This is a genomic window from Pseudomonas sp. MYb193 (assembly GCF_002966775.1).
GTDB classification, from domain to species: domain Bacteria; phylum Pseudomonadota; class Gammaproteobacteria; order Pseudomonadales; family Pseudomonadaceae; genus Aquipseudomonas; species Aquipseudomonas paracarnis.
The window spans coordinates 2,956,303-2,982,535 of record NZ_CP023269.1 but is presented as its reverse complement, the minus strand read 5'-3'; the positions used below and the strand labels follow the sequence as shown (position 1 = coordinate 2,982,535).

The window sequence follows — 26,233 nt, the reverse complement described above, 5'->3', positions numbered from 1 at the left end:
CACATTTTTTGTTCGCGGTGTCTTCAGAACTGCCAGTTCAGGCTCAAACCCACGCCCTGGGTTTTCGCGCGCCCACCCAGTTGCCCGTTGTAATCCAGGTTGACCCGTGTCGATGCATTCAGCGCAAGGCTGGCCTGCACACCCACCAGGGCGGCATCGCGCAGCAAGGGTGCACTGCGCACCGCAAATGAAGGCCCGCCTGCGACAAACGCCAGGTGCTCTTCGGACTCCACCGCCGTCAGGCTGTGTTGCCAGCCTAACGAACCGGACAGGTCCAGTTGCTGGTGGTCATTGAGGGCCAGGGTTTTCAGGGCACGCACGCCAAGGGTGCTAAGCACCGCATCACGCCGGTCGCTGCCGCGTTCCAGGGCCGCGGCGTCGCCTTTTTCGTGGAAGGACTCGCTGTTCAGATGCACATAGGCCAGGTTGGCGAACGGCTCCAGGGCCACCGCTTGCAAGCGGATGCGGTACGCGGCTTCGGTGAAGACTTGCGCCGTGGTCGCGTCCAGCTTGGTCTTTTGCTTGCCGCTGACATCACCCCATTGCAGGTCGCGCTTCACGTCGCCGCGATGCCAGCTGTAGGCACCGCCGACGCTCAGGCGCCAGTCACCCAGCTCGCGCCCGGCGTACGCGCCGAAGTTGTAACTGTCGATGGACGCCGATGAATGGGTACCGCTGCCCATATTCAGCGAGCTGTCGCTGTAGCCGGCGACCACACCCACGCGGGTCTGCTCATCCAGCGCGCCATCCACGCCCGCCAACAGGCCACCGATGGAGGTGGTGGAACCCGCCGTTTCAGTGCGGCTGTCGGTCTTGCCCCAGGCGCCCAGCGCCTTGAACCACAGGTTGCTTTCACCGGTCACTGGCACATGGCGCAGGCGCTCGCCCACGGCATTACGCAGTTGCAGGCTGTCGTTGATCAGCATCGCACCCACGGCGGGGTAGATTTCCCCGGACAGTTGCTGCAAACCCTGCTGGGCGGTGGCGGCTGACTGCGACTGCAGCAGGCTTTCATACACTGGGTTGCCAGCGCCCAATTGCTCGGCGGCCGCCGCAACGTTGCGCTGGTTGCGGGTGGCGCCGACGCTGGCGAAGCTGGCGCCATTGCGACCGACATTCAATTGCACGGCATTGGCGGCGTAGTCGAGGGTGCCACCGAGGAACAGGTAATTGGGCAGCACTTGCCCGAACTGGCCCTGGATACCGCCCGCCGCCTCGAGAATCGAGTACTGCCGGCCAATCAGGCTTTGCGCCTGGCTCTGGCTGAGCAAGGTCGGGCTGTTTTCCAGCGCCAGCGTGACGGTGCCGCCGCCCAGAACCGCCTGGCCGCCGGCAACAATGCGGTCACTGCTGGTAGGCGTCAGTTCCACTGCATAGGTCGAGCCCGCGCCGAGGTTCACATCTCCCGCTACCTGCAAGGTGCCCACGGAATTGCCCGGGGCCACACGGCCGCCGTTGTTTACCGACAACGCGGCGATACGCCCGGAACCGCCGAGGGTGCCGCTGTCATTCACCGTCACTGCCGAGGTCAGCGAGCCATTGACGGCCAACAGACCACCGTTGACGAGGGTCGCACCGCGATAAGTGCTGTCGCCGCTGAGCACCAGGCTGCCGGCACCGGCCTTGATCAGGCTGCCCTCGTACACGCGGTTGGCAGCGGCCTGGTCGCGGGCGCTGCCAATGGCGTAATCGGTCTGGTCCTGCTGGCTGGCAGTGGCGCCCACGCCGTTTTGCCAGCCCTTGTCGATCAGGGTTTGCTGCCAGGCAGTGTGTTCGGCGCGGTCCTCGGCCTGGCGCTGAAGCAGCGCCTGGTCGGAGATGCCATTGCTCCACACATCGCCCTGCCCGGCGGCCAGGTTCACCTCCATAGGCCCGAGCAATTGCCCAGGGCCATGCATCGCCCGGCCCAGGTCAGGCACACCCCAGCCAACGATCGCATTGGGCGCCTGGGTGATCGAGCCGTCGAGTTGCGTGGCGGTGGTCAACAGCACCTGCAAGGCTTGCTCGTTGGTCATGTAGGGATAACGTTCCATCACCAGCGCCAACGCGCCGGTGGCATGGGGCGCTGCCATCGAGGTGCCGGATTTGACGCCGTAACCGCCGTCGGGAATGGTGCTATTGATCAACGCGCCCGGCGTGGAAATGCACCAGTATTTGGCGATGCCGCACTTGTTGTATTTCTGGTTATTGGCCTTATCCAGCCCAGACACGGCAAGCCAGTGGCCTTCCAGTTCCGGCTGGAAATACGGCAAGGCCGAGCGCACGCTCGCGTTGGCATAGCCGCTGTTGCCGGCGCTGAACACGTTGATCACGCCGGCCTTGGCCACGTCCGCTGCCGCGTCCAGCCAGGTGCCACGGTTGTAATGCTGGGCATACGCCGCGTGCATGTTGTCCAGGGTCTGGTAGCTGACGTCCTTGGGCTGGCTGCCCCAGCTGTTGTTGATGGCGCGCACGCCGGAGTCCACCAAAGCGGTGTATACGGTCTTGAAGTATTTGGGATCAGGGGTGGGGCCGAACAGGAAGCTGTCGTTGGCGTTGGTGTTGCCTACATAAACTTGCGCGTTGTAGGCCACGCCATGCATGCCCACGCCGTCGCGGGCGGCGCCCATGGTGCCGGTGACGTGAGTGCCGTGGGAATCATTGTTTGGGTTGAGCGCGCCCGTGGTGCTGAAGGCGCTGCCATCGACATAGGTGCCAGTGGCGGTGACCGGGTGGAAACGGTCTTTGGAGGCTTCGGGGTGATTGGCATCGAACCCTGAGTCCAGCGCGCCGATTTTCACGCCTTGGCCGCTGATCCCGGTGGCGTAGGCTTCATCGGCTTTCATGCGGCCCAGGCCCCAGTCGCTCTGGTACTCGGCCGAGCGCCAACTGGCGGGGTTACCCGGCTGGCCGGTCTCGGTGTATTGCGCCTGTGCCGCAACGGACAGCAAGAGCAAGGAACCTGCGGTGAAGGGTTTGAAACGCGGTGAATCAGTGATCATGTGCACACTCCCTATTATTGTTATTCCCTCGCCACAAAACACGCGCTCCTACAGTTTTCCATCCGGGCCGAAGGCTTCGTCCACTTTGGCCAAGTCGGTATCGCGCAAGTTGCCCGCGTAGTAGTGCAATTTGGTCCAGGCCATCAAGTAGTCATAACGCGCCTGGGCCAGGTCGCGGCGGGTGCTGTACAGCTGCTGTTCGGCGTTCAGTGCGTCGAGGTTGACGCGCTCGCCGCCGAGAATGCTTTGCTTGGTCGACACCACCAGCGCCTCGGCGGATGCCAGCGCTTTCTGATAGGCGCGCAACTTGCTCACGCCTGACAAGCACGCGCTGAACTGGCGACGCAGTTCGATCAGGGTTTCGCGGGTCTTGCCCTCCAACTCGTACTCGGCCTGCTCCATCGCACGGCTGGCCTGGCGGGTGGAAGCCGAGATACCGCCACCGGCGTACAGCGGCATGCTTACTTCGACGCCGATGGTGTTGGTGTCGTAGCGCTGGTTATAGGTGTTGCCGCTGTCGGACTCCTGTTTGCGCGAGGTGGCATACGCGGTGATTCTGGGCAAATGCCCGGCACGGTTGCGCTCCACTTCATAGCGCGCCACTTCCAGGGACTGGCGCTGCGACGCCAGCACCGGGTTGTTGGTGAGTGCCAACTCATGCCAGGTGTCGTAGTTGGCCGGGGTCAGGGTGAACGCGGCAAAGCTCTGGTTCAGCGGTGCCAGGTCGTTGATGTTGACGCTTTGCACGCCGATCAACGCGCCCAGCTCCCGGAGCGAGGCGTCCTGCTCATCCAGGGCCTGGATCTCTTCGGCGGTGGCCAACTCGTAGCGCGACTCGGCTTCAAGGATATCGGTGCGAGTGCCCTCGCCTTGCTGGAACAGATGCCGGTTCTGCTGGAACTGTTGTTCGAACGCCTTCTTCTTGGCCCTGGCGATGTCGATCTGGTCCTGGGCAAACAGCGCCTGGGTGTAATAGCTCAACACCCGCACCAGCAACGCCTGGCTCTTGTCCCGAAAGCTTTCATCGGCGAACAGCGCCTGTGCTACGCCTTTGCGATAGTTGGCATAGGCTTCGTAGTCGAACAGCGGCTGTTGCAGGCTGAAGGTGGAGCCATAGCTGTTGTAGTTGCGGTCGTCGCGGTAACTGCCGCCGCGCCCGTCAGGCAGGTGCGCTTCGGAGTTGTTGCGGCCCTTGTTGTAGTTGTAGGACAGCCGCGGCAGCAAGCCGGCGCGGCCAATGGTGCGGTTTTCCAGGCCGGCGTCGCGCTCCTTGATGGCGCCGAGAAACACCGGGTCGTTGCGCAGCGCCTGCTCGTACACATCGAAAGGCCCCATGGCCGCCTGGGCACTGCCACACACCAGCAACAGCGAAATGAACACTGGCTTCATGCTCATTCCTCGGTCAACGCGGAGCCGGCGCGGTCCAGCAGCGGCTTGAACAGGTAATTGAGCAAGGAACGCTCGCCAGTGCGCACGAACATCTCGGCGGGCATGCCGGGCTTGATCACCAGGCCGTTGAGTTTTTCCATGGCCGCTTCGCTGACGCTGGTGCGCAGCACGTAATACGGCGCACCGGTTTTTTCGTCGAGCATCTGGTCCGCGGAGATCAGGCTGACTTCACCCGGCACCCGTGGCGTGCGGCTTTGGTTGAAGGCGGTGAAGAGGATGTCGACCGGCAAGTGTGTGCCGACCTTGTCCACCAGGTGCACGGGCAAATGCCCTTCCACTTCCAGACGTGTGCCCTGGGGCACGATCTCCAGCAGGGTTTCACCGGCACGCACCACGGCGCCTTCGGTATGCACGCTGAGGTTGACCGCGATGCCATCGGCCGGCGCGTTGATTTCGCTGTGTTGCAGGTTGAAGCCGGCGGAAGTCAGTTGTTGCTCAAGGGTCAGGGCGCGCAGTTGCGCGTCGGCCAGTTGGCTGCGCACTTCCTTCTGATACTCCTCGCTGTGCTGCTGCAATTTGAGCCGCGACTCGACAATGCCCTGCTCTATCCGGCCGCTTTCCCCGGCGTTTTGCGCCAGGTCCTGCTGCACCTGGGACAACTGGCGCTGATAGTCCATCAGCCGGTTGCGCGGGATATAGCCGTTGTCGGCCAAAGGTTGCAGATTGCTCAGTTGCGCGCGCAGGGATTGGGCCTGGGCGGTCAAGTCACTGCGGGCACGGCGCATGCCGCTCAACTGTGACGTGGCGCCTTCGATGCTGGCGCGGATCCCGGCTTGTTCACGGGCAAACGCGTCGCGACGGCTGCTGAACAACTGGCGCTGACCTTCCAGCACCAGCATCAGGGCCGAATCGGGATTGGCGCTCAGCTCAGCAGGAAAGGTAATACCGGGCAGGTTGTCACGCTCGCTCTGCCAGCGCGCCACGCTGGCCCAGGCCATGCGGTACTGGGCTTGCAGCGATTGCACATCGGCCTGGTTCTGGGTCTGGTCAAGGCGGAACAGCGGCTGGCCTTGCTTGACCAGTTCGCCCTCTTTTACCAGGATGCGGCTGACCACGCCGGGGCTGAAGGTTTGTACCGCCTTGCGCTTGCCCGACACCACCACGGTGCCTTGTACCGGGATGCCCTGGTCCAAGGGTGCAAGGCTGGCCCAGAGGAAAAACCCGCCGGCACCGACAATGGTCATCACCCAGCCCATTTTTACGAAAAAGCCGGCATCGCGTTCTTTAATTTGAGGTTCAACGGTAAGGCTGCTCATGCGCCTGGATTCCTTCCGGCCTGGTACTGACGACTGAAACTGACACCGGTTTTTTCTTTCGGCGCTTCCTGCTGCCCGGACAACGCGCGCAGCACTTCTTGGCTGGGCCCGAACGCTTGCAGTTGGCCTTCGCCGAGCACCAGCAATTTGTCGGCCTGGGCCAATGCCGAGGAACGATGGGTGACCAGCACCACGCTGCTGCCCTGGGCTTTCATCTGCATGATGGCGCTGGCCAATGCGGCTTCGCCGACGGTGTCGAGGTTGGAGTTGGGTTCGTCCAGCACGATCAGCCGCGGCCCGCCGTACAGGGCGCGAGCCAGGGCGACCCGTTGTTTCTGGCCGCCGGACAAGCCACCGCCGTTGTCGCCCAGCACGGTGTCGTAGCCTTGGGGCAGGCGCAGGATCAATTCATGCACACCGGCCTGTTGTGCGGCCTTGACCACCAGCTCCGGGTCGGCCTCGCGAAAGCGCGCGATGTTGTCGGCGATGCTGCCGCTGAACAGCTCGATGTCCTGGGGCAAATAGCCGATATGCGGGCCGAGGTCGTCGCGGTTCCAGCGGTGAATATCCGCGCCGTCCAGGCGCACGGTGCCGGCCAGGGTCGGCCATACGCCCACCAGCACGCGAGCCAGGGTGGACTTGCCGGAGCCCGACGCGCCCAGCACGCCCAGCACTTCACCAGCGGCCAGGTTGAAGCTGACCTGATGCAGGGTCGCCATGCGTCGCCCCGGCGGGCCGGCGCTGACCTGCTCGAAACTGACCTGGCCGTGGGGCGCCGGCAAGGCCATGTGCTCGACCTCCGGCGGGAATTCGCGCAGCAGTTCGTCGAGGCGCTGGTAGGCCAGCTTGGCCGAGCTCCATTGCTTCCACACTGCAATCAGTTGGTCGATGGGGCTGAGTACGCGGCCCATCAAGATGGAGCCTGCGATCATCATCCCGGCGGTCATGTCGCCCTTGATCACCAGGTAGGCGCCCAGGCCCAGCACCAAGGATTGCAGGCACAGGCGCAGGGATTTGCTCAACGAGGTGATGATCGAACCGGTGTCGCTAGCCTTGTTCTGCAAACCCAGGAACTGCGAATGCACGCCAAACCAGCGTTGGCGCAGCGCACCAAGCATACCCATGGCCTGGATGGTTTCGGCGTTGTGCAAATGGCTGGTGGCCAGTTGGGTCGACTGCTGCGAAAAACCGCTGGCCTCGCCCAGCGGCTTTTTGGTCAGGTATTCATTCAGGCACGCCAGGCCAATCAACAGCACCGCGCCCGCCGTGGCCAGCACGCCGAGCCACACGTTGAACAGGAAAATCACGAACAGGTAGATGGGGAACCACGGCGCATCGAAAAACGCGAACAGCGCCGGCCCCGTGATGAATTGGCGCAGAGCGGTCAGGTCGCCCAAGGATTGCCCGGCATGCCCCTGGCCACGCTGCAAGTTGCGCTCGAAGGCGGCCTTGTACACGCGCAAGTTGAAACGTCGCTCCAACTGGCTGCCAATGCGGATCACGATAAAGCTGCGCACCACTTCCAGCAGGCCGATAAATGCAAAGAAGCCCACGACCATCAGCGTCAACATCACCAGCGTGGTTTCATTCTGGGAGGACAACACACGGTCATACACTTGCAGCATGTAAATCGAGGGCACCAGCATTAATAGGTTAATCAATGCCGTGAAACAGCCAACGCTGATCAAAATACTCTTGTATTCACCCAGCGCCCTGAATAAGGGCGCCACCCCATGGGACTTCGCCATATTAATTGTTTTTCCTTGCAGCGAATTACGCAAAAGGGTCACCCCTACCGAGTAGGGTACGGCCATCTAATAAATCGAGTTATATGCTTATAACTTTTAATTAAGGCTTGCGTTGCAGCGTTACAACTTCGCCAGTTTTAGTGCGGGCTTGATAGTCGCCCTCTTTCTGGCGATTCAAATGCGTGATCCCCGAGCCTTCAGCGTTAAACAGCCAGATACCATCCGGCGTGGGTGACCATGTCTGCGGCTTGTCGCCCAGCCATTGCTCGGCACAGGCAATATCGCCCTCCAGGGCGTTGGCTTGCTCCACTAACTTGAGCGCGCACACCTGATCCTGCTGCTTCAGCTCCCACTGCCCGGCAAGCTGCGCGGAGGTGGGTAATACAAGACTGCTAGCCATTGCGTGGGCTCCTGCCGACACGAACAACACCTGCACAACACAGGCGATCAAATGGGAAAAACGTGGCATATCCAACTCCAGCCTGGAGCGCGGCGCCGAAGCGCCGCGCGCTTTACATCAGGCTACGATGTCACTGGCAGCCGCCTGGCCAACGGTGGTGACGAGGAAATCCGCCACGCCGTGCCCGGAGAAGTCCACCGCCAAGGTGCCCAGGTTGGTACCTGAGGCATAGGTCAGTACAGCATCGCCGGCATGCCCGGTAAATGCGTTGACGAAGGTCACGCCCGCACCCTTGGTGATACCGGACAGGTCGATCTTGTCCGAACCGGAGGTGAAGTCGAAGATCTTGTCCGCAGCCCCTGGCTTGGAGTCGGAACTGGCACCGTACACGAAAGTATCGCTGCCAGCGCCGCCCCACAGCTGGTCCGCACCGCCGCCGCCGTAGATGAGGTCGTTGCCGGCCCCGCCCTTGATGGTGTTGGCGGCTTGGTTACCAATGATCAGGTCGTTACCCGAACCGCCGAACGCGTTTTCGATGGTGACGCCCTTGGCGATGGACACGTTGCCCACCAGGCCGCCCACATCAGAGAACGAGGTGGCCGTGAGGTTGATCTTCTGGTTCTGGGTGAAACCGGAGAAGTCCAGGGTGTCGTTGCCGCCACCGTCCCATACCGAAAACACCAGCTTGTCGGCATTGGAAGTGGCGCTGAGGAAATCACGCCCGGTGTTGGAGTTGAACCCGTAGGTGGTGTCCGTGGCGCGGGTGTTGAAGTTGGCACCGTAGAGCTTCTGGATCGCCGCAATGTCGTCGATCAGCGGGCCGGAAGCGTAAGCCTCGACGCCGCCCTTGCTGAAGTTCTGGTTGGTGTTGCTCTCGCTCCAGTAACTCATGAGGCTATAGCCACGCGTGTCCTGTCCATAGGTTGCGTCGTTATAGGTCGGGTTGCCGTTCCCGGCGTTGTAGTCGCCAGGATGAGCCAGGCCCAGGGTGTGGCCGATTTCGTGGGTCAGGGTCTGCCGGCCATAGTTGTTCAGGTCCGGGGTCTTGTTCGGCGTGTAGCTGTTGTTGGTCAGGTACCACGAAGTGCCGTCGTAGCCTGCACCGGTACCGGGCAGGTAAGCGAAGGCCGCGGCGCCGTCCTGGCCGCTGCTGTAGTTGCCGAAGGTCATGTGGCCGTCACCGCCGGAAGCCTTTTCGGTAAAGGTCACGTTGGCAACATCCGCCCAGGATTGCATGGCCAGCGCGGCCTGTGCTTTCTGCTGGGTGTTGAATTGGCTGAACCCCGAGATGCCATGTTTGTTCATGGTGCTCTGGGTAGCCGAGGTGAGGAAGGTGTAGGTCAGATCGATCTTGCCGTTGCCATCAAAGTCCCGGTACGCAGCACCATCCCGCAGCAGCTGGGTCGCTGCCTGGTCCACGGTGTAGGACGGTTTGCCATTGACCGTGAGGTTACCGCCACGGTCATACAAATGGCTGAAGCTATCGATTTGCGAGTAAGCAGTGCTGGCTTGCGCGGCAGATACAATAGCTTTGTCTTTTACTTTTGACATAAACGTACTTCCTTGTTTGCAAGTGCATCAGTCTTTGTTCGATAGGAACCTCGCGGGCGAGGATAGTCCTATCACTCACCTCTTTTGAAGGCGTAAGAAAACTGACACAACTTGAAATCTTTCGTCTACATCTATTTCCATCGCGCAATTGTGACGCAGGTTCAAGTTGCGGAAGTCGAGCGCAGTGTTTATTGGGGGCCGTTGCGTTTGCGTGGCCGAATCGGCACAGCGCACTATTTAAATATTAAATACAAGTAAAGCCGCTCTAAGCGAACGGCCCACTTAATTAATGGATCCAATATATTGTCACGGTGTCATTAGCAACATTAAAGAGCCACTATTCGCACTATTAAAGTGCGCTGCCCCCCATTACCGGGACATACTCCAGCCACACTGTTGCAGGGCTGCCAAGAGGGTATCACCAGCCAGGCCCGGCACCTCGACGCCGTCTTGGGTGGTCATGTCTTCACCTGCCAGAATGGCGTTGATGATCGCCTCCTCCACCGCCTCTGCCGCCGCGCTGAACAGCGGCGAAATATGGTCGTTGTTGACCATCTGCAACCCGGTGCTGAGGGGCAGGTCCTTGCGCCCATAGTCGGCTGGCGGCAAATCACGGTTACCGGTGGCAAACGCCAGGAACAGGTCGCCGCTGGAATCCTCGGTGCCGCCACCGGTACGCGCGATGCCGATGGACGCGCGCTGAGCCAGGCGCTGGCATTGGTGGGGCAGCAACGGTGCGTCCGTGGCGATGATCACCACGATGGAGCCCATGCCAGGGGTGCCTCGCTCGGCAAAGGGCGAGGCAATGCCCATCAAGTGACGGCCCACCGGGTAACCATCGACCCGCAGCTCCTGGCGCTTGCCATGGTTGGCCTGCACCAGTACGCCGACGGTCCAGCCGCCCTGCTCTGCTGGCAACCGCCGTGACGCCGTGCCGATGCCGCCCTTGAGCTCGTGGCAAATCATGCCGGTACCACCGCCCACCGCGCCTTCCTGCACCGGGCCGCTTTCAGCCTGGTCCAGAGCCTGGCGCACATGCTCTGGGCGCACGTGCTGGCCCCAGATATCGTTGAGCAGGCCATCGTAGGTTTCCATGACCACCGGCATGCACCAGTACACCGCAGGGTCCGCCAGGCGCTCGCGCTCCAGGGCGATCAGGCTGTCGCGCACCACTCCGATACTGTGGGTGTTGGTAATGGCCATCGGCGTGGTCAACAGCCCCGCCTCGCTGATCCACTCAAGGCCCGTGGCGTCGCCATTGCCGTTGAGCACGTGATAGCCGGCAAAACACGGTTGATGCCGGGCCTCCCCGGCCCGCGGCTGGATCAGCGTGACGCCAGTGCGCACCTGCTTACCGTCGGCACAGGCCTTGATCGTCGAGTGACCGACGCGAACCCCGGGAACATCGGTGATGGCATTCAATTCGCCGGGCATGCCCAACCCCAACGTAATGCCCAATTGACGTGCACGCATACCCACTCCTTACAGTTTCTGAAACGCCGGACTCAACCGGCCACTGATGCAATACAAAATCACCGACAGGGCCAGCAAGCCGATGATGATCATGATGTCGCGTACCGAGGCCTCCAGGATCAAGGTCACTAGCAGGTAACCGGCACCCAGTACCGCCAGCAATGCCGGCAGCGGCCATAACGGCATGCGATAGGGATGCTCGCGATCACGCAGCAGCACCCGGCTCATCAGCGCGCTCAGCGCCACTACCAGGTACACCAGCATGATCAGCAACACGCTGAACGAGGTCAGGTCGGCCAGGTTCGAGCTGAAACTCAACAGCGCCGAGGGTATCGCCAGGAACAGTGTTGCCAGCCACGGCGAGTCCCAGCGCGGGTGGATACGTGTGAACAGCTTGTTGATGCTCGGCGTCCACAGCGCATCGCGACCGCTGCTGAACACCACCCGGCCAATCTGGATCACGATAGCAACGATGGCGTTGAACACCGACAGGAAAATCCCGGCACTCACCAGCCGCGACAAGGTTTCATTGCCATGACTGGTCAACAGATAGCCGATCGGGTCGGGGCTGCTGATCATTGCGCTCAGGGACGGCGCGCCGATCAACAGCGCAGTGATCGGCACCAACTCGATGACCACCACCAACCCCAACGACCATAGCACCGCCTTGTGCACGCCCTTGCCGCCGCACTTCATGTCTTCGGCCAGCAACACCGCCGGGCCGTAGCCGTTGAACGAGAACAGGCCGATGCCGACGGCGCCGATCACCAAGGCCCAGGGCGCCAGGTGCAACACGCCGTTTTCGACGATCTGCGGCTGCAACAACACACTGGCCGGTTGCACCGGGTTACCGAAGCCGATCACCACAATCACCAGCAACGCCGCCACTTCCAATAGCAGGCAGGTGCCGGTGATCCAGGCGTTGAGCTTAATGTTGAGGATGCCCAGGGCGTAGCTGCACACCACGATCACCAGGGCGACGGTTTGCGAATCGAATGTCGTGCCCAGGGCGTTATTCAGGTAAGTCGCCGCACCGGTCGCCAATACCGGCGGGATAAACAGCAACATCACCAGCACCGTCAGGAAGGTGGCGTAACCGGCCATGCCGCCAAACACGCGCTTGGCATACACATACTCGCCGCCGGCACTGTTATGGGCGCGGCCGAGTTCGGCGTAACAGAAGGCGAACATCAACGCGAGCAACGCCGCCATCACAAACGCCAGGAACACGCCACTGCCCGCCTGCTGGATGGCAAACGGGGCGATCACGAAGACGGAACTGGCCGGCGTTACCGCTGAAACGGTAATAGCCACGACATCAAAGACGCTCAGGGTAGGCTTGAGCACGCCATCGGGCGCGGGGGTGGCACTCATATCGTTATCCTCTGTCGTTGTTTTTGGTGTGAGGCAGGAACGAAAAATGATTGTTCCTCGGGATATGCTTCCCGTTGGACAGTGTCGACGTTATCGGCTGGTGGGGCTGCCGGCCAATTCCCCTATTGGCGTACTCCCCTTGACGGTGCCCTGCAGAAGCCTAACCCTTGGCCGATCATTTGAGGGTGGGGATGTTGAGATGAGCCTGTTCCGGGAAATCGGTATGCACGCGGGGTTGGGCCGCACCCTGTCACAGATCGGCACCGAGCGGTTCTGGAAGCAACTGGTGCTGTTATTGCACCAGTGCCTGCCCTTCGATAATGCCCTGGCGATTTTCTACCCGCTGGATGGCCCGCCCCAGGCCCTGGAGGAGTACGACGCCCAGCCCAGCAGCAAGCCGGCGTCGATGCTGGTGTACCTCAACGGCCTGTACCTGCTCGACCCGTTTTACCAGGCCTGCCGCGAAAACTATGCCAGCGGCGTATACCGCCTGGAGGAAGTGGCGCCGGACCATTTTCGCCAGAGTGAGTACTTCCTCAATTACTTCCACGACAATGTGCTGGAAGACGAAGTGCAAGTGATCCTGCAACTGCCCGGCGTGGGCACGCTGTCGCTGTCGCTGGGCATGCAGCGGCGCTTCAGCTTCGAAGAAACCGGGCTGTTGACCACGCTGTCGGCGTGGGTGTTGCCACTCATGCACCAGCATTGGCAGCAAAGCACCCAGCGGGCACCGGCCATGGACAGCCAGATTCGCGATGCCCTGAGTCATTTCGGCAGCGGTGTGCTGTCGGACCGCGAGCTGGAAATCGCCCGGCTGGTGTTGCGTGGGTTCTCCTCCAAGGCCATGGCCGAACGCTTGAAGATCTCGCCGGACACCGTAAAAGTGCACCGCAGGCATTTGTACGCCAAGCTGGACATTTCGTCGCAGCCCGAGTTGTTTTCATTATTCATCCAGTCATTGGGGCATGACCTGGAGAACCCATGAACATCATTCGGGCTGAAAGCGTGGTTGGCGCCTGTCAACGCCCCGTCCGTATGGTATTCCATACCCGAGTACGCACCCGGTCGATATTCAACGGCATGGCTTGCAGTGCAAACAGCTTGCCCATCATCTCCGGGCTCGGATACACCTTGGTGTCGGCCTTGATCGCCGGGTCTACCAGGCTGTCGGCCGCCGCGTTGCCGTTAGCGTAGTGCACGTAGTTGGTGACACTCGCCATCACGTCGGGGCGCAGCAGATAGTTCATGAAGGCATAGCCGGCTTTCTCATCCGGCGCGTCGGCGGGCATGGCGACCATGTCGAACCAGATCGCCGCGCATTCCTTGGGAATGTTGTAGCCGATATTCACGCCGTTCCTGGCTTCCTTGGCGCGGCTTTCGGCCTGCAGGATGTCGCCGGAAAAACCGACGGCTACACAGATATCGCCATTGGCCAGGTCGGCGGTGTATTTCGAGGAATGAAAATACGCCACGTAAGGCCGCACTTGCATCAGCAGGGCTTCGGCCTTCTTGTAGTCCTCGGCTTTTTTGCTGTGGTGCGGCAACCCCAGGTAATTCAGCGCGGCTGGCAGCAGTTCGGGGCCGTTGTCGAGGATGGCGACCCCGCACTTTTGCAGCTTGGCCATGTTTTCCGGCTTGAAGATCAAGTCCCAGGAGTCCACCGGGGCGTTGTCACCGAGTACCGCCTTGACCTTGTCGATGTTGTAGCCAATGCCGGTGCTGCCCCACAGGTACGGAAAGCCGTGAGCATTGCCAGGGTCATTGTTTTCCACGGCCTTGAGTAGCACCGGGTTGAGATTTTTCCAGTTGGGCAACTGGCTCTTGTCGAGCTTTTTAAGGGCGCCGCCCTGGATCTGCCGCGCCATGAAATGGTTGGAAGGAAACACCACGTCGTAACCCGATTTACCGGTCATCAGCTTGCCATCGAGGGTTTCGTTGCTGTCGTACAGGTCATAGGTGAAACCGATGCCGGTGTCTTTCTGGAAATTCCTGGTGGTGTCCGGTGCGATGTAGTCCGACCAGTTATAGATCTTCACGGTCTCGGCAGCCTGGCTGATAGTAGCCAGCAACATCAAGGGCAACAGGGCAATGGCTTTCATGGTTCGATTTCCTGGCGGTTTTAGGGTGTTTTTATGGCAGGCGATCAAGGATCAAAGCGTTACAGAATCAGGACGTAGGTCTTGCGCACAGTTTCCTGGATATCCCAGATACCGGTGCTATTGGCTGGCAACATCAGTGCGTCACCGGCTTGTATGTACAGGGTTTCCCCGTTGTCGGGCGTGAAGGTGCAGCGCCCTTGGATGAAATGGCAAAACTCCTGGGATTTAATCTGCCGACGCCAGCGCCCCGGGGTGCACGCCCAGATGCCGGTCTCGACCCCGTCGTTGCGCTCCACGCTCAGTGTCGAGGCCACGGCGATGGGCTCGCTCAGGGGCACCGCCACCGGTGATGAATCTGGCAGAGCGGTGTTCAGCGTGTCTTTGAATTGCGTGATGCTCATGGGTTTTCCCCTGTGGGTGGAACGAGTCAGTGCATGAAGCCTTCCATGAAACCGGCAACGCCGGTTGCCAGCTTGCGGCGCCAGGGCGGAGTGTTGGGGTTGGCCAACACCTGGTCTTCATGGACAAAACTGCGAATGATCGCGTTGTAACCCAGCCAGCGGCACGGCTCGGGCTCCCAGGCCTTGAGCGCCTGGAGTCCGCCTTCGCGAATCACCCAGGGTTGTCGGGTCAACGGAGTGTCGCGGCCCAGGATCAAGTCGGCCAGGGTACGGCCGCCGAGGTTGGTGGCGCCCACCCCCTCCCCGCCATAACCGCCGGACAGTGCGATGCCAGTGGCGTGGTCACAGAGCATGTGCGGACGAAAACGGCGCGACATGCCCAGGTTGCCGCCCCAGGAGTGGGTAATCCTGGCCTTTTTCAGCTGTGGGAAGAGTTCACCAAACAGGTAGCGACGCAACTCTACTTCGCTGTCCGTCAGGTCGAAGTTGTGCCGTAACTTGCCGGCAAATTGATAGCCACCACGGGCGCCGAACACCAGGCGATTGTCGGCCGTACGCTGGCCGTAGGTGACTTGTCGGCTGCTCTCGCCAAAGGCCTGGCCCTGGCTGAGCCCGATGCCCTCCCAGGTGCTGGCCGGCAGCGGTTCGGTGGCGACAATCAAGCTCTGCACCGGTAACTGGTAGCGGCCCAACGGCGGCAAGGTATTGGCGTAACCCTCGACAGCAGGCACCACCCAGGCGGCGCGCACGCAGGCCTTGGCAGTGCGCAGGCTGCCGGACTGCCAATGGGTCACGGGGCTGTTTTCGTAAATGGTCACGCCCAGGCTTTCAACCGCCCGCGCCAGGCCACGCACCAGCTTCGCCGGGTTGATCGTCGCGACGTGGGGGGCATAGATGCCGCCATAAGGCTTGGCAATGCGGACCTGCTCGGCCAATTGCTGCGGGCTGAGCCAGCGGTAGTCGTCTTCGGTGAGGCCCTGGGCGTACAGCTTGTCCAGATAGCGGCGCAGGCTGCCTTCCTGCTCGGGGTAGCGTGCGGCGCAATACAAGGCGCCGCCTTTGCGGTAGTCGCAGTCAATGCCTTCGCGAACCAGCACCTGTGCCACTTCATCAGGAATGCCATGCAAGAGGTCAAACGAAGCGCGACGCTGCTGGGGGGCAAGCTCAGCCAGCAAGCGGTCTTCCCCCAAGAGGTTGCCCATCAACCAGCCACCATTGCGACCGGATGCGCCGAAACCGGCCGTTTGTGCCTCGATGACTGCAATTTTCAGCTCAGGGGCCTGGCGCTTCAGGTAATAGGCGGTCCACAGGCCGGTATAGCCGGCGCCGATAATCGCCACATTGACGTCCAGGTCGTGCTCCAGCGACGGGCGCGCGACCAGCGGCTCGTCCAACTGGTCCATCCATAAACTGATACTGCGCCATGCCGGCATGCCAGGTTCCCCTACCTCGGTTCGATAGGGCCGATCCTAGAGTGCAGCGTCAGGGGCTGTCTTGCGCGCGTGCACGCACAGAAATTTGTTTGAGGTACGCCTTGGGCGATTGCCCGGTGTGCTGGCGAAAAGCGCTGTAGAACGCCGAGAGTGAATTGAAACCGGCGGCAAAGGCCAACTCATCGACTTTGACCGGCGCGGTGGCGTGGTCCAGCGCGGCCAGTACATGCTGGAGTCGCGCCTGATTGACGTAGCGATAGAAGCTCTGCCCCAGCACCTGGTTCAGCAGGTAGGACATCTGATTGCGACTGTAGCCGCAGGCCTTGGCGACCCGCTGCAGGTCCAGCTCCGGGTCCAGGTACGGCTGCTGACGCTCGAAATATTGTTGTAGATCATTGGCCATATAGCCCAATTGCTGGGGCGACAAGCCCAGGCGGCTGACCGTGGGACGCAGCGCCTGGGTCGGTTGCTCGTGCACCAGAGATGCATATTCATTCACCCGCCAGATCAACCCGTCGCGCACCGTAATGGCCTCACTGGTACGAAACGACACCAGGCCCTGGCCGCCACGCAAGGTAATGCGGTACTGGATAAACGCGGTATCGCCATCGGCGCGGATGCGATCAGTGTGTTCAATCGCCTCATCCGCCTCACGAGGCATGCTGGCCTGCAAGTACTCGCGCAACTCGGCATAGCCCACCACACGGTTCTGGAAGAAATCGTGGTACAGGATCTCGGGGTGGTAGTAAGCCATCACCCCGTCCAGATCGCGATGTCGCCAGCACAGGTGATGGCGCAGCACCAGCGCGCCGGTAGCGTGGGAATTGTGACACTCATCGTCTGGAGCGATGTCGGACATATCGGGCTCTACGGCGGGGAAAATTTTTGAGAATGCCGAAGTTTACCCTTGCCTTCAATGGTCAGATCGAGTGTCTGACTAATGGCCTTTTGCCTATTCCTTTGTAGGACATGATCTATATCAAAACCAGGCGAAAGAACCGCCGAACGGGCCGAAAAAAGTCACCTTGCAGTTGCGAACGAATGCTATTTTTAAGCCCTTAGCTGTCATGACCAGTGAAGGTCCTGGCCCCTGCCGCGAGCTAAAGGAAGCGCTCAATGAACAAGGTGGGCAACATGAACAAAGTGACATTTCCCAACGCCTGCCAGCTGATGCGCTGGCATTTTCACCCGATGGGCTTCGAGGGCAGCATGGACGCCCCCGGCAGCATGATCGCCCGCCTGTTCGACCGGGCCAGCGGCGAGACATTGATCGCCATCGCGGGGATCCCGTGCGCTACGGTGATGAACGCGGCTGATGTGGAGCGCATCATCGAGGCAGTGGAGGATGAATTGGAGAGTTTCGTGCCGCCGGTTTCGTTGCGGGCGTGAGGCGGGGCTAATGGCCCGCTCTGACGGTTACCACGATGCGAAGTGAGTCGCTCTTGATCCTTATCCTGATCTTGATCTCAGGCGCCCCGTCAAACCACGCTCGCCGAACGCAGGCTTGAATTCGTGGGCCGCCGTAAGGGCGGCCCCCTAAGTAGCCGTTACCGCAGGAACGGAGATGTACTTGGTATAACTGTGTCGGCTGTCAGGCCGCCATCGCAGGCAAGCCAGCTCCCACATTTTCGACCCCGTGTTGTCAGGTAGAGACGCCTCGGCGTCGGGCCTTCATCGAAGGTCAGCCAGCCCCCTTCACTGCACGCTGATCATCAAAAAAAGCTTTTCTGCCATCCACTCGCTCAGACGCCCTGGGCACATTCACACCCTGGCCTTCCGGCTTTTCCACATACCAATAACAATGGCTGACCGCCCGGGTAATCCCCACATAGGCCAGGCGCAACACTTCGTCTCTCTGCGCATTGTCATAAGGCTCGCTATCGCCATCCTTACCCAAGCCCGCCATGCGATATACCTGGTTCTTGTACGGCGAGCTGGTGACATGCTGACAATCCCCCAGCAAAAACACCGCGTCCGCCTGCAGCCCCTTGGCACTGTGATACGTCAGCTGTTTCAACCTGCGCGCCTGAGGCGCCAAGCTAGAATCCACATTAACGACAGACTGAATATGCTCATTAATCAATAACTTATCGCTACCTTTTCGATAAAGCATCAGGATCGAATCGCCCCGCTGATAATGCTCCAGCAACCGCTGCGCCAGTGCCGCGTCGTCACGTTCCAACACCGTGACGGGCACCAGCGCCTTGGGCTCGCCACTGGCCCTGGCCTTTTTGCCCGGGATGGCCGGCGCGCTACGGACGATATGTTCGGCAGCGTCGATGATGTGCTGGTGGCTACGGTAGTTCTCCCCCAGCATCACGCGGGTGGTGCTGGGCGAAACGAACTCCTTGTTAAACTCCATGAAGTACTTGGGCGAACTGCCACGCCAGCCGTAGATGGATTGCCAGTCGTCCCCCACGCACAGCAACGATGAGCGTTGCGCACCGCGCCCGACGTGCATGGCCGGCCCACGGCTGCGAATTTCCCGCAGGCTGGCGCGGATCCAGGACACGATCTGCGGCGATACGTCCTGGAATTCGTCGATCATCAGGTGCGACATCGGCCGCAACAACGGATCACTCAGCAGCTTGAGGTTCTCAGGGGTGTTTTCACCAAACAGGGAAAACATCCGGTTGTAGGTCATGATCGGCGGCGATTGTTCCAGCAGGTGATCTTCCAGCGCCTTCCAGAAAATGCTCAGGGCCTCGAAAAACAGCCGGTCCGGGTCGTCCTTGGCGAAGCTCATCTGGCCAACCGCCGTAGGCACATCCAAACCGAGGTTCTCGATAAACCCGGCCGCCATGACAAAACTGTCCAACAGGGGGGCTGAAGCGAGTTCACCTTTGACCTTGTAATCAAAGCCCGGCCCGGCCGTGGCATCGCCACCCAGGCTGCTCAAAAGACGCCTTGAAGATTCGTAATTATCCAGCCATATCAAAGGCTTATTACAGAAAGCTTGAAACAGAGTGCGCTTCACTGCCCATTCAGCGCGCACCGAGAGTTTCGAGTTCGGCCGACTGATCTGAGGGTTTTCGCGCCCATCGAACCCCAGCACCACCCAGGCATCCAGCTCCGCGATGTAGCCATGGCAATGAAATTGCGCGCCGTTGATTTCAAAGGTCTGACGGCTGGGTTCGATGCCCTTGATCGGCCAGGCACCGGCGCGAAACCACAGGTCTTCAATCACATCACAGAGTTCTTCATCGCGCTTGGCGGCCAATTCAGTCACGGCCATGCGCTTTTGCACGTCCGGATGATCGCGTTCCAATTCCTTGAGCTGAAGGCCATGGCGGGCCAAGGGTGCAATTAACTCGCGAAAACGCTGATGGCGACCATACAAGCGGTGATAACAAGCGTTCATCTGCTGCCGCTGGGCGTCACTGATACGCAGGTCGAAGGCGTTGCTGTCGGCGTCTTCAAAACCACCGCTGAGGTTCTCAAAGGCCTGCAGCCGTTCAAAGCCCGGCAGGCTGCGCACCATGGGCAGGATGCGCGAGTGAAAGGTGCGCACCACCGCCTGGGCCTCCTTGCTGCCAAGAGGTTGGCCCCACAAGCTGAGAATTTCCATGAGTTTGTTGATGAAGTCCTTGCGCGACTCGCGGGTGAACGTCACCACCGTCATGGAACTCAGTTCAAAGCCCAGGTAATGGCTGAGCAGCAGGATGCGCAGCACCAAGGACGTCGACTTGCCGGCGCCGGCACCCGCAATCACTGAGGTCGAGGGGGTGTCGCTGAAGATCATCTTCCATTGCGCCACGCTTGGCTGCGCATGGGCTGGCAGCAGGCGCGCGACATCGGCCTTCATGCGCTTCTTCACCTCTGCGGTGAGTGGCAATCGCCAGTCGTCGAACAGGCTGTCATCTATACCTGGTGCGCGGTGCTCATCAGGGCGAAAGTCTCGAATCAGCAGGACTTGCCGGCCCTCCTCGATGCCATCGGCCTTGCCCTCGCGGTAACCGTATTCAACCCCCGCCTCATGCCCACTGCGAAAACCGTCGGCCTGGCCATGTAACCAGGAAAACCTGTGCTGCGCGCGCAAACGGGTAAGGCCATGGCCGAACAGGCGCGCGGCCAGCCGTTTCAGCAGCGGCATTTCAGCCAAGGGGCGCAGTTCGGGGGGCAGATCAGGCTGTTGTTGCGACACGCGGACTCCTGCGGTGAGCTTGTTTTGACCAAGGCGCCATGGTCGCCGGAAACGCCGCTCAGTTCCAGCCAATTGCTTTGCTGTCATGCAGTTAGGCGATGAAGTGAAAGTGAACACCAGGGTTAACCATCGAATAAATGGATAATTAACCGGCAGTTTTTACGCTTTTTATCGATCATGCGCTGCTGGATGATGGGGCCATCAACAGGAGACGATCATGCTTGAACTTCGACCTTTCACCAGCCTGGGCGGCGCCCACCATGGCTGGCTTGACGCTCATCACCATTTTTCCTTTGCCGAATACCACGACCCCCAGCGCATGCACTGGGGCAACCTGCGGGTGTGGAACGACGACATCATCGCCCCCGGCAGCGGCTTTCCCCAGCACTCACACCGCGACATGGAAATCATCACCTACGTGCGCGAAGGGGCGATCAGCCATGCCGACAATCTGGGCAATAAAGGCCGCACCGAAGCCGGCGATGTGCAGGTAATGAGCGCGGGCACCGGCATTGCCCACAGCGAATACAACCTGGAGGCCACGCCAACCAAGATCTTTCAGATCTGGATCATTCCCAATGAAGCCGGCTTGCCACCGTCCTGGGGTGCCAAACCGTTTCCGCAAGGCAACCGCGAGGGCTTTGTGACGCTGGCCAGCGGCAAGGCTGGCGACACTGAAAGCTTGCGGATTCGTGCGGATGCACGCTTGGTGGCAGCTAACCTGAAAGCTGGAGAAAGCGCGGAGTACCGGCTGGACAGCGGCCGCCGGGCGTACCTGGTGCCAGCCACGGGCGTGATTGACGTCAATGGTGTGCGGGCACAGGCGCGAGACGGTGTGGCGGTAGAGGATGAACAGGTATTGCGCGTGACGGCGATTGAAGACAGCGAAATCGTGCTGGTGGACCTGGCCTGATCTCAACTCTTGTTGCTATCTAATGTGGGAGGGAGCAAGCCCCCTCCCACACCTCTACCGCATGAGTGTCAGTTATTGGCTGATTGCACCGTCAACCAACACCTGCGCCTCTTCCACCAGTTGCTTGAGGTGTTCTTCGCCAATGAAGCTCTCGGCGTAGATCTTGTAGATGTCCTCAGTGCCCGAGGGGCGTGCGGCAAACCAGCCGTTTTCGGTCATGACTTTCAAACCGCCAATCGCCTGGTTGTTGCCCGGCGCATGGCTGAGGATCTGTTGAATGCTCTCACCGGCCAATTGCGTGGACGTGACCTGCTCCGGTGACAGTTTGCCAAGCAGAGCTTTTTGCGCGGGAGTGGCCTTGGCATCGACGCGAATGGCGAACGGCTCACCCAGGGCATCGGTCAAGCCACGGTAGATCTGGCTTGGGTCCTGGCCTTTGCGCGAGGTCATTTCTGCGGCCAGCAAGGCCGGGATCAGGCCGTCCTTGTCGGTGCTCCACACGCTGCCGTCCTTGCGCAGGAACGAGGCACCGGCGCTTTCTTCGCCGCCAAACCCCAACGAACCTTCAAACAAGCCATCGGCAAACCATTTGAAGCCCACTGGCACTTCGTACAGGCGACGGCCGATGCGCGCCGCGACGCGGTCGATCAGGCCGCTGCTGACCACGGTCTTGCCCACGGCCGCATCGGCACGCCAGTCCGGGCGGTTCTGGAACAGATAGTCGACGGACACCGCCAGGTAGTTGTTGGGCGCCAGCAAACCACCGGAAGGCGTGACGATGCCGTGGCGGTCGTGGTCCGGGTCGCAGGCGAAGGCAACGTCGAAACGCTCCTTGAGACCGATCAGGCTTTGCATGGCATAGCTGGAGGACGGGTCCATGCGAATCTGGCCGTCCCAGTCGACGCTCATGAAGCGAAAGGTGGCGTCGACCTCGGTATTCACCACCTCCAGGTTCAAGCGGTAGTGCTCGGCAATCGCCGACCAGTAGCGCACCCCTGCTCCGCCCAGCGGGTCCACGCCCAAGCGCAGGTCGGCGCTGCGGATCGCGCCCATGTCGATCACATTGATCAGGTCGGCCACATAGCTGTTGAGGTAGTCATGGCGATGGGTGGTGTCGGCCTTGAGCGCCTGGGCGTGAGTGATGCGCTTGACCCCGGCCAGCTTGTTGGCGAGCAGTTCGTTGGCCTTGGCTTCGATCCACTTGGTGACGTGAGTATCGGCTGGGCCACCGTTAGGCGGGTTGTACTTGTAGCCGCCACTTTGCGGCGGGTTGTGGGACGGTGTAATCACAATACCGTCCGCCAGACCGCTGGTACGGCCACGGTTATAGCAGATGATGGCGTGGGAAATCGCCGGCGTCGGCGTGTACTCGTCGCCCTCGGCCAGCATCACGTGCACGCCGTTGGCCGCCAGTACTTCCAAGGCGCTGGCACCGGCTGGCGTCGACAATGCATGGGTATCCAGGCCGACAAACAATGGCCCGGTGATGCCCTGTGCTTCGCGGTACAGGCAGATCGCCTGGCTGATAGCCAGAACGTGCCACTCGTTGAAACTCAGTTCGAACGAACTGCCACGGTGCCCGGAGGTACCAAAAGCCACACGCTGAGTGGAGATCGCTGCATCAGGCTGGCCGGTGTAATAGGCCGTGACCAGTCGCGGGATATCCACCAGCAACTGGGCTGGTGCCGGCTTGCCCGCAAAAGGACTGATAGTCATGCATAAACCTCGAAAAGAAGGATTCGGAAAAATGACAGTTTACTGAGACTTGGACTACTGCGCGACGGTATCGATCCGACGGCCTGAAGAGAAATTTCACGCATTAATCAGTCTGCGCCTGCAGGAGCGTCTGCGCCAGCGTATCCAGGGCGATGTCCAGGTTGGGATGGCCGCTGAAGGTATGGCTCAAGCGCATATGCTGGTGATGCAAACCACTGAGGCTGAACAGTTCGCCTGGAGCAATCACCACCTGCTGGGCGAGCATGCGCTGAAACACCAGGCGCATATCCACCGGCGCCGTCGACTGCAACCAGAAACTCGCCCCGGCCACAGGCATGCGGTAATGCACACACCCTTGCATACGCGCATCCAAGCGGTGACTCATGGCGTGCGCCTGCTCATGGAGGCGCTGGCGCAGCGTGTGCAGGTGCTGGTCGAACCGACCGCTTTCGTACAGCCGCGCAATGGCGCGTTGACGAATGGCGGACAGTCGAAACGAACGCAGCAAGAACTGGCGCTGCAATTCATTGCTCATCTGCCGCGCCAGCAGGTAACCAAAGGGCGCTTCCGGGCCCAAAACCTTTTCGAACGAAGAAAACACGATCAGCCGCTCTGGGTTGACCAGGCTGCGCAAGGCCGATCCGGGCGGCGCAAAGCTCAGGTCACCAAAGGTATCGTTCTCCAGCAACCAGCAGCCGTGCTGGTCGAGCAGACGCGCTACGTGCAGCCGCTCGGGGTCGGTCATGGCGTTACCCGAGGGCATGCTGACTACGGATGAGAGCAGCACGAGGTGCACTGGTTCATGACGCAGCAGGTGCTCCAATGTGGTCAAGTCCGGGCGGCCGTCGGCACGCCAGGGCCATTCAATGACCCGCACGCCAGCGGCCTGTAGCAGGCGCAGGACCAGGTAATCGCACGGCGATTCAACTACCACCACCGTGCCTTTAAGGTCCAGGGCGTCAACGAGGATTTCCAGGACGCCCTGAAGGTCGGCACCGATATACACCTCATCAGCTTGCCAACAATGGGTGGGCGACGCGGTATAACGGGCTGCCAATGCAGCACGCAACTCCCACACGCCACAAGGTTGCGACGGTTGCAGATGATGGGGATACCGGCGCACCAGTTGGCGCTCCAGCGCCAGCAACGCGCCATCGAGGGACCCCAACAGCGCCGGTTCATCATTGCTGAGCACAACCATCGCCGGGCGCCGGGCCGCTGTATACAAGCGCTCGAGCAAGTCCGTACCCGCCATGATGGGCATGGTTGCGGCCACGGGCCAGGCGAAGTAGCCGGACTTGGCCACCGAATACACTCGCCCTTCTTTTTCCAACAGCGAGTAAGCGTACTGAATCGTCGAGATTGACACGTTCAACCGCGTCGCCAACTGGCGCAGGGACGGTAGCTTGACCGGTGCTTCCCGGCTGACTTCATTGATCAGGTTGATCATGTAGCGATACACCGCCTGATAGGCGAAGTCTGCCTGTCGCTCTCCCCTCAGGTTCATCGCTGATCACCCGCTTGCATAGGCGAGTACACGCGACTAGCGTCCCGACACTTGAGGGATACGAGACTTGGACCGCGTGAAACGAGGCTGGCATACACGCGCACTGCGTTTGCCCGGCAACGGGCATTTGCGGTACAGATGCTGCAACAACGGCAGCGACAACCCGCTGATATCCGTCAGCCACTGGTGCAGCATGTCCGCGACGGGCTTGCCCTGCAGGGCCTTATGGAGCTCGGGGAGCGCTACCAGCATGCCGGGATGGCATTGACGCAAGTAACCCTCCAGACGTTCGCCATGCTGGACGAAGGGCGCGAACACCAGGCAGGTCAATTGGCTTTCGTCCAGGCCAGAGAACGCCTGAGCACAAGCTGTAGACAATAGCTGGCCCTGCAGAGCACACGCTTCGGTGATCAACGCAACAGGCACCTGTCTTCGATGCAGGTAGTCCGCCGCCTGACGCAGGAACCCTTCGACGCCATGTTCGTAGGAGAGTTCGCGCAGGCACTGGGCCTGCAACCCATGCAAATGCGCCATGAGCAAAGGGTTGGGGTAAGCAGGATGGCTGAAGTGGAACTCGAATGGGTCCCGCTTGTGGGCGAGGAATTGAGTGAGCAGGGGCGCGTGGGCAACGTCCACGTCGTCAAGCAGGTCGGCAATGCCGATATACGCCACATGACGGTGCCCGCCCCGGCCAGGACTCTCAGCGCCTGCGTAGTGCTCGCCATACAGGTGGCGGTAGCAACCGACACTCCATTCCTCCATGCGAGCAAACCATGCATTGAGCGACGACGGGTTACCGGGTGCGAATGTCAGGCCGGTTGCCAAGGCGCTTTTTTTCAGCCACGCGATATATTGGCTTTGCTTGCGCACCGAGTCGCCGCTGACCAGAGCATGCACACCGCCGCTCCAGGTGGCGACCCGCTGGTAGAAATCGCCGAGGGCCAAAAAAGTGTCGTTGCACAGGGTGGCGCGAATGTCGCCGGACGTCAGGTGCCCGATCATCAGCTTGTTGCGCCGGCTCACTTCACGCCCGGCACTGGCCGCAGGCCGTTGATGATTGAAGGGCAGCACTTCCTGGTTTTCCACCATCAACAGTTCCACCCGTGGGTCATCGTGGAAAAATAGCGCGCCGTAGCCGTGGTGCAGCGAATCGAGCGTGGCCTGAGTCATACCCGCGTGCCGCAACGTGGCCACGCGCAAATGAAAAGTCTTGGGTGCTCGCCCAGCAATGGTCAGTTGCGCAGCGCGCAGCATCGCCAAGGTGTAGCTGCTGACTGCGCCGCCACCGTGCCCGATCAGTACTTTGTAATTCCCCACTTGCTCCATGCCACCGGCGGCCACCACAATTCGCTGGATCAGCAATTGAAGCACCGTACGTTCAGCACGGGTAAAGTGCCCCACTAAACGTTGCAAAACTTGCTGGTAAACATAGCTCATGGCTTGTTCGTGAATAGTGCTCATCGTTCTACTACCTGAGTTGAAATATTAGTTTCGAGCAACTACCACACAGGAGCGCTCGACCTATTACACTTGTAGGCTTGTCATCCGTTGCGCAGCACGACATGGATTCAACATTAGCACTCTGCAACAAAAGTGCAGGTGCAACCAAAAGAACAGTCGATGACTATCCCAGGACAGAATCGCGTAGCTGCGCGCCTTACAGCGCCCAAGACCGTCAGCCCTAGGAAGGCTCTGACAACGTCCTACACTGCTTTAACTAAGCAATTAGAGAAGCATCCGACAAATATTAATCATCCACTCATCCTGGCTTCTTGCAAAACGACAGGG

19 protein-coding genes are annotated in these 26,233 nt (G+C 60.6%); 3 read left to right on the top strand and 16 right to left on the bottom strand.

Features of this window, described 5'->3' with window-relative positions; all coding sequences use genetic code 11:
* Positions 1-23: 23 nt before the first annotated feature.
* The 8 genes from CLM72_RS13595 to CLM72_RS13560 all read right to left on the bottom strand — a co-directional run bounded on the left by CLM72_RS13595 (position 24) and on the right by CLM72_RS13560 (position 12,232).
* Positions 24-2,981 carry an autotransporter serine protease gene (locus CLM72_RS13595; RefSeq protein ID WP_105226794.1) on the bottom strand — a complete coding sequence of 986 codons (2,958 nt, stop codon included), beginning with the start codon at positions 2,979-2,981 and terminating at the stop codon, positions 24-26.
* Positions 2,982-3,029: 48 nt separating this feature from the next.
* Positions 3,030-4,370, bottom strand: coding sequence for a TolC family outer membrane protein (locus CLM72_RS13590; protein ID WP_003191155.1), 1,341 nt, complete (start codon positions 4,368-4,370; stop codon positions 3,030-3,032).
* A gap of 2 nt (positions 4,371-4,372) precedes the next feature.
* The gene (locus CLM72_RS13585) at positions 4,373-5,686 is read right to left on the bottom strand and encodes an HlyD family type I secretion periplasmic adaptor subunit (protein ID WP_034127693.1); all 1,314 of its coding nucleotides are present in this window, start codon (positions 5,684-5,686) and stop codon (positions 4,373-4,375) included.
* Positions 5,683-7,434, bottom strand: coding sequence for a type I secretion system permease/ATPase (locus tag CLM72_RS13580; protein WP_034127694.1), 1,752 nt, complete (start codon positions 7,432-7,434; stop codon positions 5,683-5,685). Before CLM72_RS13580 ends, CLM72_RS13585 begins: the two co-directional genes overlap by 4 nt.
* Before the next feature lie 100 nt (positions 7,435-7,534).
* Positions 7,535-7,903 carry a protease inhibitor Inh/omp19 family protein gene (locus CLM72_RS13575; protein ID WP_105226793.1) on the bottom strand — a complete coding sequence of 123 codons (369 nt, stop codon included), beginning with the start codon at positions 7,901-7,903 and terminating at the stop codon, positions 7,535-7,537.
* Positions 7,904-7,951: 48 nt separating this feature from the next.
* A complete protein-coding gene (locus tag CLM72_RS13570) occupies positions 7,952-9,385 on the bottom strand; it encodes a serralysin family metalloprotease (RefSeq protein ID WP_105226792.1) in 1,434 nt (477 codons plus the stop codon).
* A 369-nt stretch (positions 9,386-9,754) separates the two neighbouring features.
* Positions 9,755-10,858 carry a P1 family peptidase gene (locus CLM72_RS13565; protein WP_105226791.1) on the bottom strand — a complete coding sequence of 368 codons (1,104 nt, stop codon included), beginning with the start codon at positions 10,856-10,858 and terminating at the stop codon, positions 9,755-9,757.
* A gap of 9 nt (positions 10,859-10,867) precedes the next feature.
* On the bottom strand, positions 10,868-12,232 hold the full coding sequence (locus CLM72_RS13560) for an APC family permease (protein ID WP_034127698.1): 1,365 nt from the start codon (positions 12,230-12,232) through the stop codon (positions 10,868-10,870).
* Positions 12,233-12,431: 199 nt separating this feature from the next.
* Here CLM72_RS13560 and CLM72_RS13555 point away from each other — a divergent pair, with 199 nt between their 5' ends.
* The gene (locus CLM72_RS13555) at positions 12,432-13,217 is read left to right on the top strand and encodes a helix-turn-helix transcriptional regulator (protein ID WP_054898104.1); all 786 of its coding nucleotides are present in this window, start codon (positions 12,432-12,434) and stop codon (positions 13,215-13,217) included.
* Positions 13,218-13,251: 34 nt separating this feature from the next.
* Here the strand turns inward: CLM72_RS13555 and CLM72_RS13550 are convergent, their stop codons facing one another.
* From CLM72_RS13550 to CLM72_RS13535, 4 genes are read right to left on the bottom strand one after another with little or no spacing between them, the layout of a single operon-like run.
* Positions 13,252-14,331, bottom strand: coding sequence for a polyamine ABC transporter substrate-binding protein (locus tag CLM72_RS13550; protein ID WP_105226790.1), 1,080 nt, complete (start codon positions 14,329-14,331; stop codon positions 13,252-13,254).
* 59 nt (positions 14,332-14,390) lie between these two features.
* Positions 14,391-14,732 carry a cupin domain-containing protein gene (locus CLM72_RS13545; RefSeq protein ID WP_105226789.1) on the bottom strand — a complete coding sequence of 114 codons (342 nt, stop codon included), beginning with the start codon at positions 14,730-14,732 and terminating at the stop codon, positions 14,391-14,393.
* Positions 14,733-14,758: 26 nt separating this feature from the next.
* Positions 14,759-16,165, bottom strand: a complete 1,407-nt coding sequence (locus tag CLM72_RS13540; RefSeq protein ID WP_105226788.1) for an FAD-binding oxidoreductase — start codon at positions 16,163-16,165, stop codon at positions 14,759-14,761.
* A 49-nt stretch (positions 16,166-16,214) separates the two neighbouring features.
* Complete coding sequence (locus CLM72_RS13535) at positions 16,215-17,024, bottom strand: AraC family transcriptional regulator (RefSeq protein ID WP_057977328.1); 810 nt, start codon at positions 17,022-17,024, stop codon at positions 16,215-16,217.
* Positions 17,025-17,281: 257 nt separating this feature from the next.
* On the opposite strand from CLM72_RS13535, the gene CLM72_RS13530 reads away from it, so the two are divergent.
* Positions 17,282-17,554 carry a DUF1652 domain-containing protein gene (locus tag CLM72_RS13530; RefSeq protein ID WP_014718395.1) on the top strand — a complete coding sequence of 91 codons (273 nt, stop codon included), beginning with the start codon at positions 17,282-17,284 and terminating at the stop codon, positions 17,552-17,554.
* 292 nt (positions 17,555-17,846) lie between these two features.
* Here CLM72_RS13530 and CLM72_RS13525 read toward each other — a convergent pair whose 3' ends face one another.
* The gene (locus CLM72_RS13525) at positions 17,847-20,309 is read right to left on the bottom strand and encodes a UvrD-helicase domain-containing protein (protein WP_105226787.1); all 2,463 of its coding nucleotides are present in this window, start codon (positions 20,307-20,309) and stop codon (positions 17,847-17,849) included.
* A 217-nt stretch (positions 20,310-20,526) separates the two neighbouring features.
* On the opposite strand from CLM72_RS13525, the gene CLM72_RS13520 reads away from it, so the two are divergent.
* A complete protein-coding gene (locus CLM72_RS13520; RefSeq protein WP_105226786.1) occupies positions 20,527-21,222 on the top strand; it encodes a pirin family protein in 696 nt (231 codons plus the stop codon).
* 72 nt (positions 21,223-21,294) lie between these two features.
* On the opposite strand, the gene pgm is transcribed toward CLM72_RS13520, so the two are convergent.
* The 3 genes from pgm to CLM72_RS13505 form a co-directional block, all read right to left on the bottom strand.
* A complete protein-coding gene (gene pgm, locus CLM72_RS13515; protein WP_105226785.1) occupies positions 21,295-22,938 on the bottom strand; it encodes a phosphoglucomutase (alpha-D-glucose-1,6-bisphosphate-dependent) in 1,644 nt (547 codons plus the stop codon).
* 103 nt (positions 22,939-23,041) lie between these two features.
* Positions 23,042-24,445, bottom strand: a complete 1,404-nt coding sequence (locus CLM72_RS13510; RefSeq protein WP_105226784.1) for a PLP-dependent aminotransferase family protein — start codon at positions 24,443-24,445, stop codon at positions 23,042-23,044.
* A 36-nt stretch (positions 24,446-24,481) separates the two neighbouring features.
* Positions 24,482-25,906 (bottom strand): hypothetical protein, encoded by a 1,425-nt coding sequence (locus CLM72_RS13505; protein WP_177430933.1) that lies wholly within the window; start codon positions 25,904-25,906, stop codon positions 24,482-24,484.
* Positions 25,907-26,233: the final 327 nt, after the last annotated feature.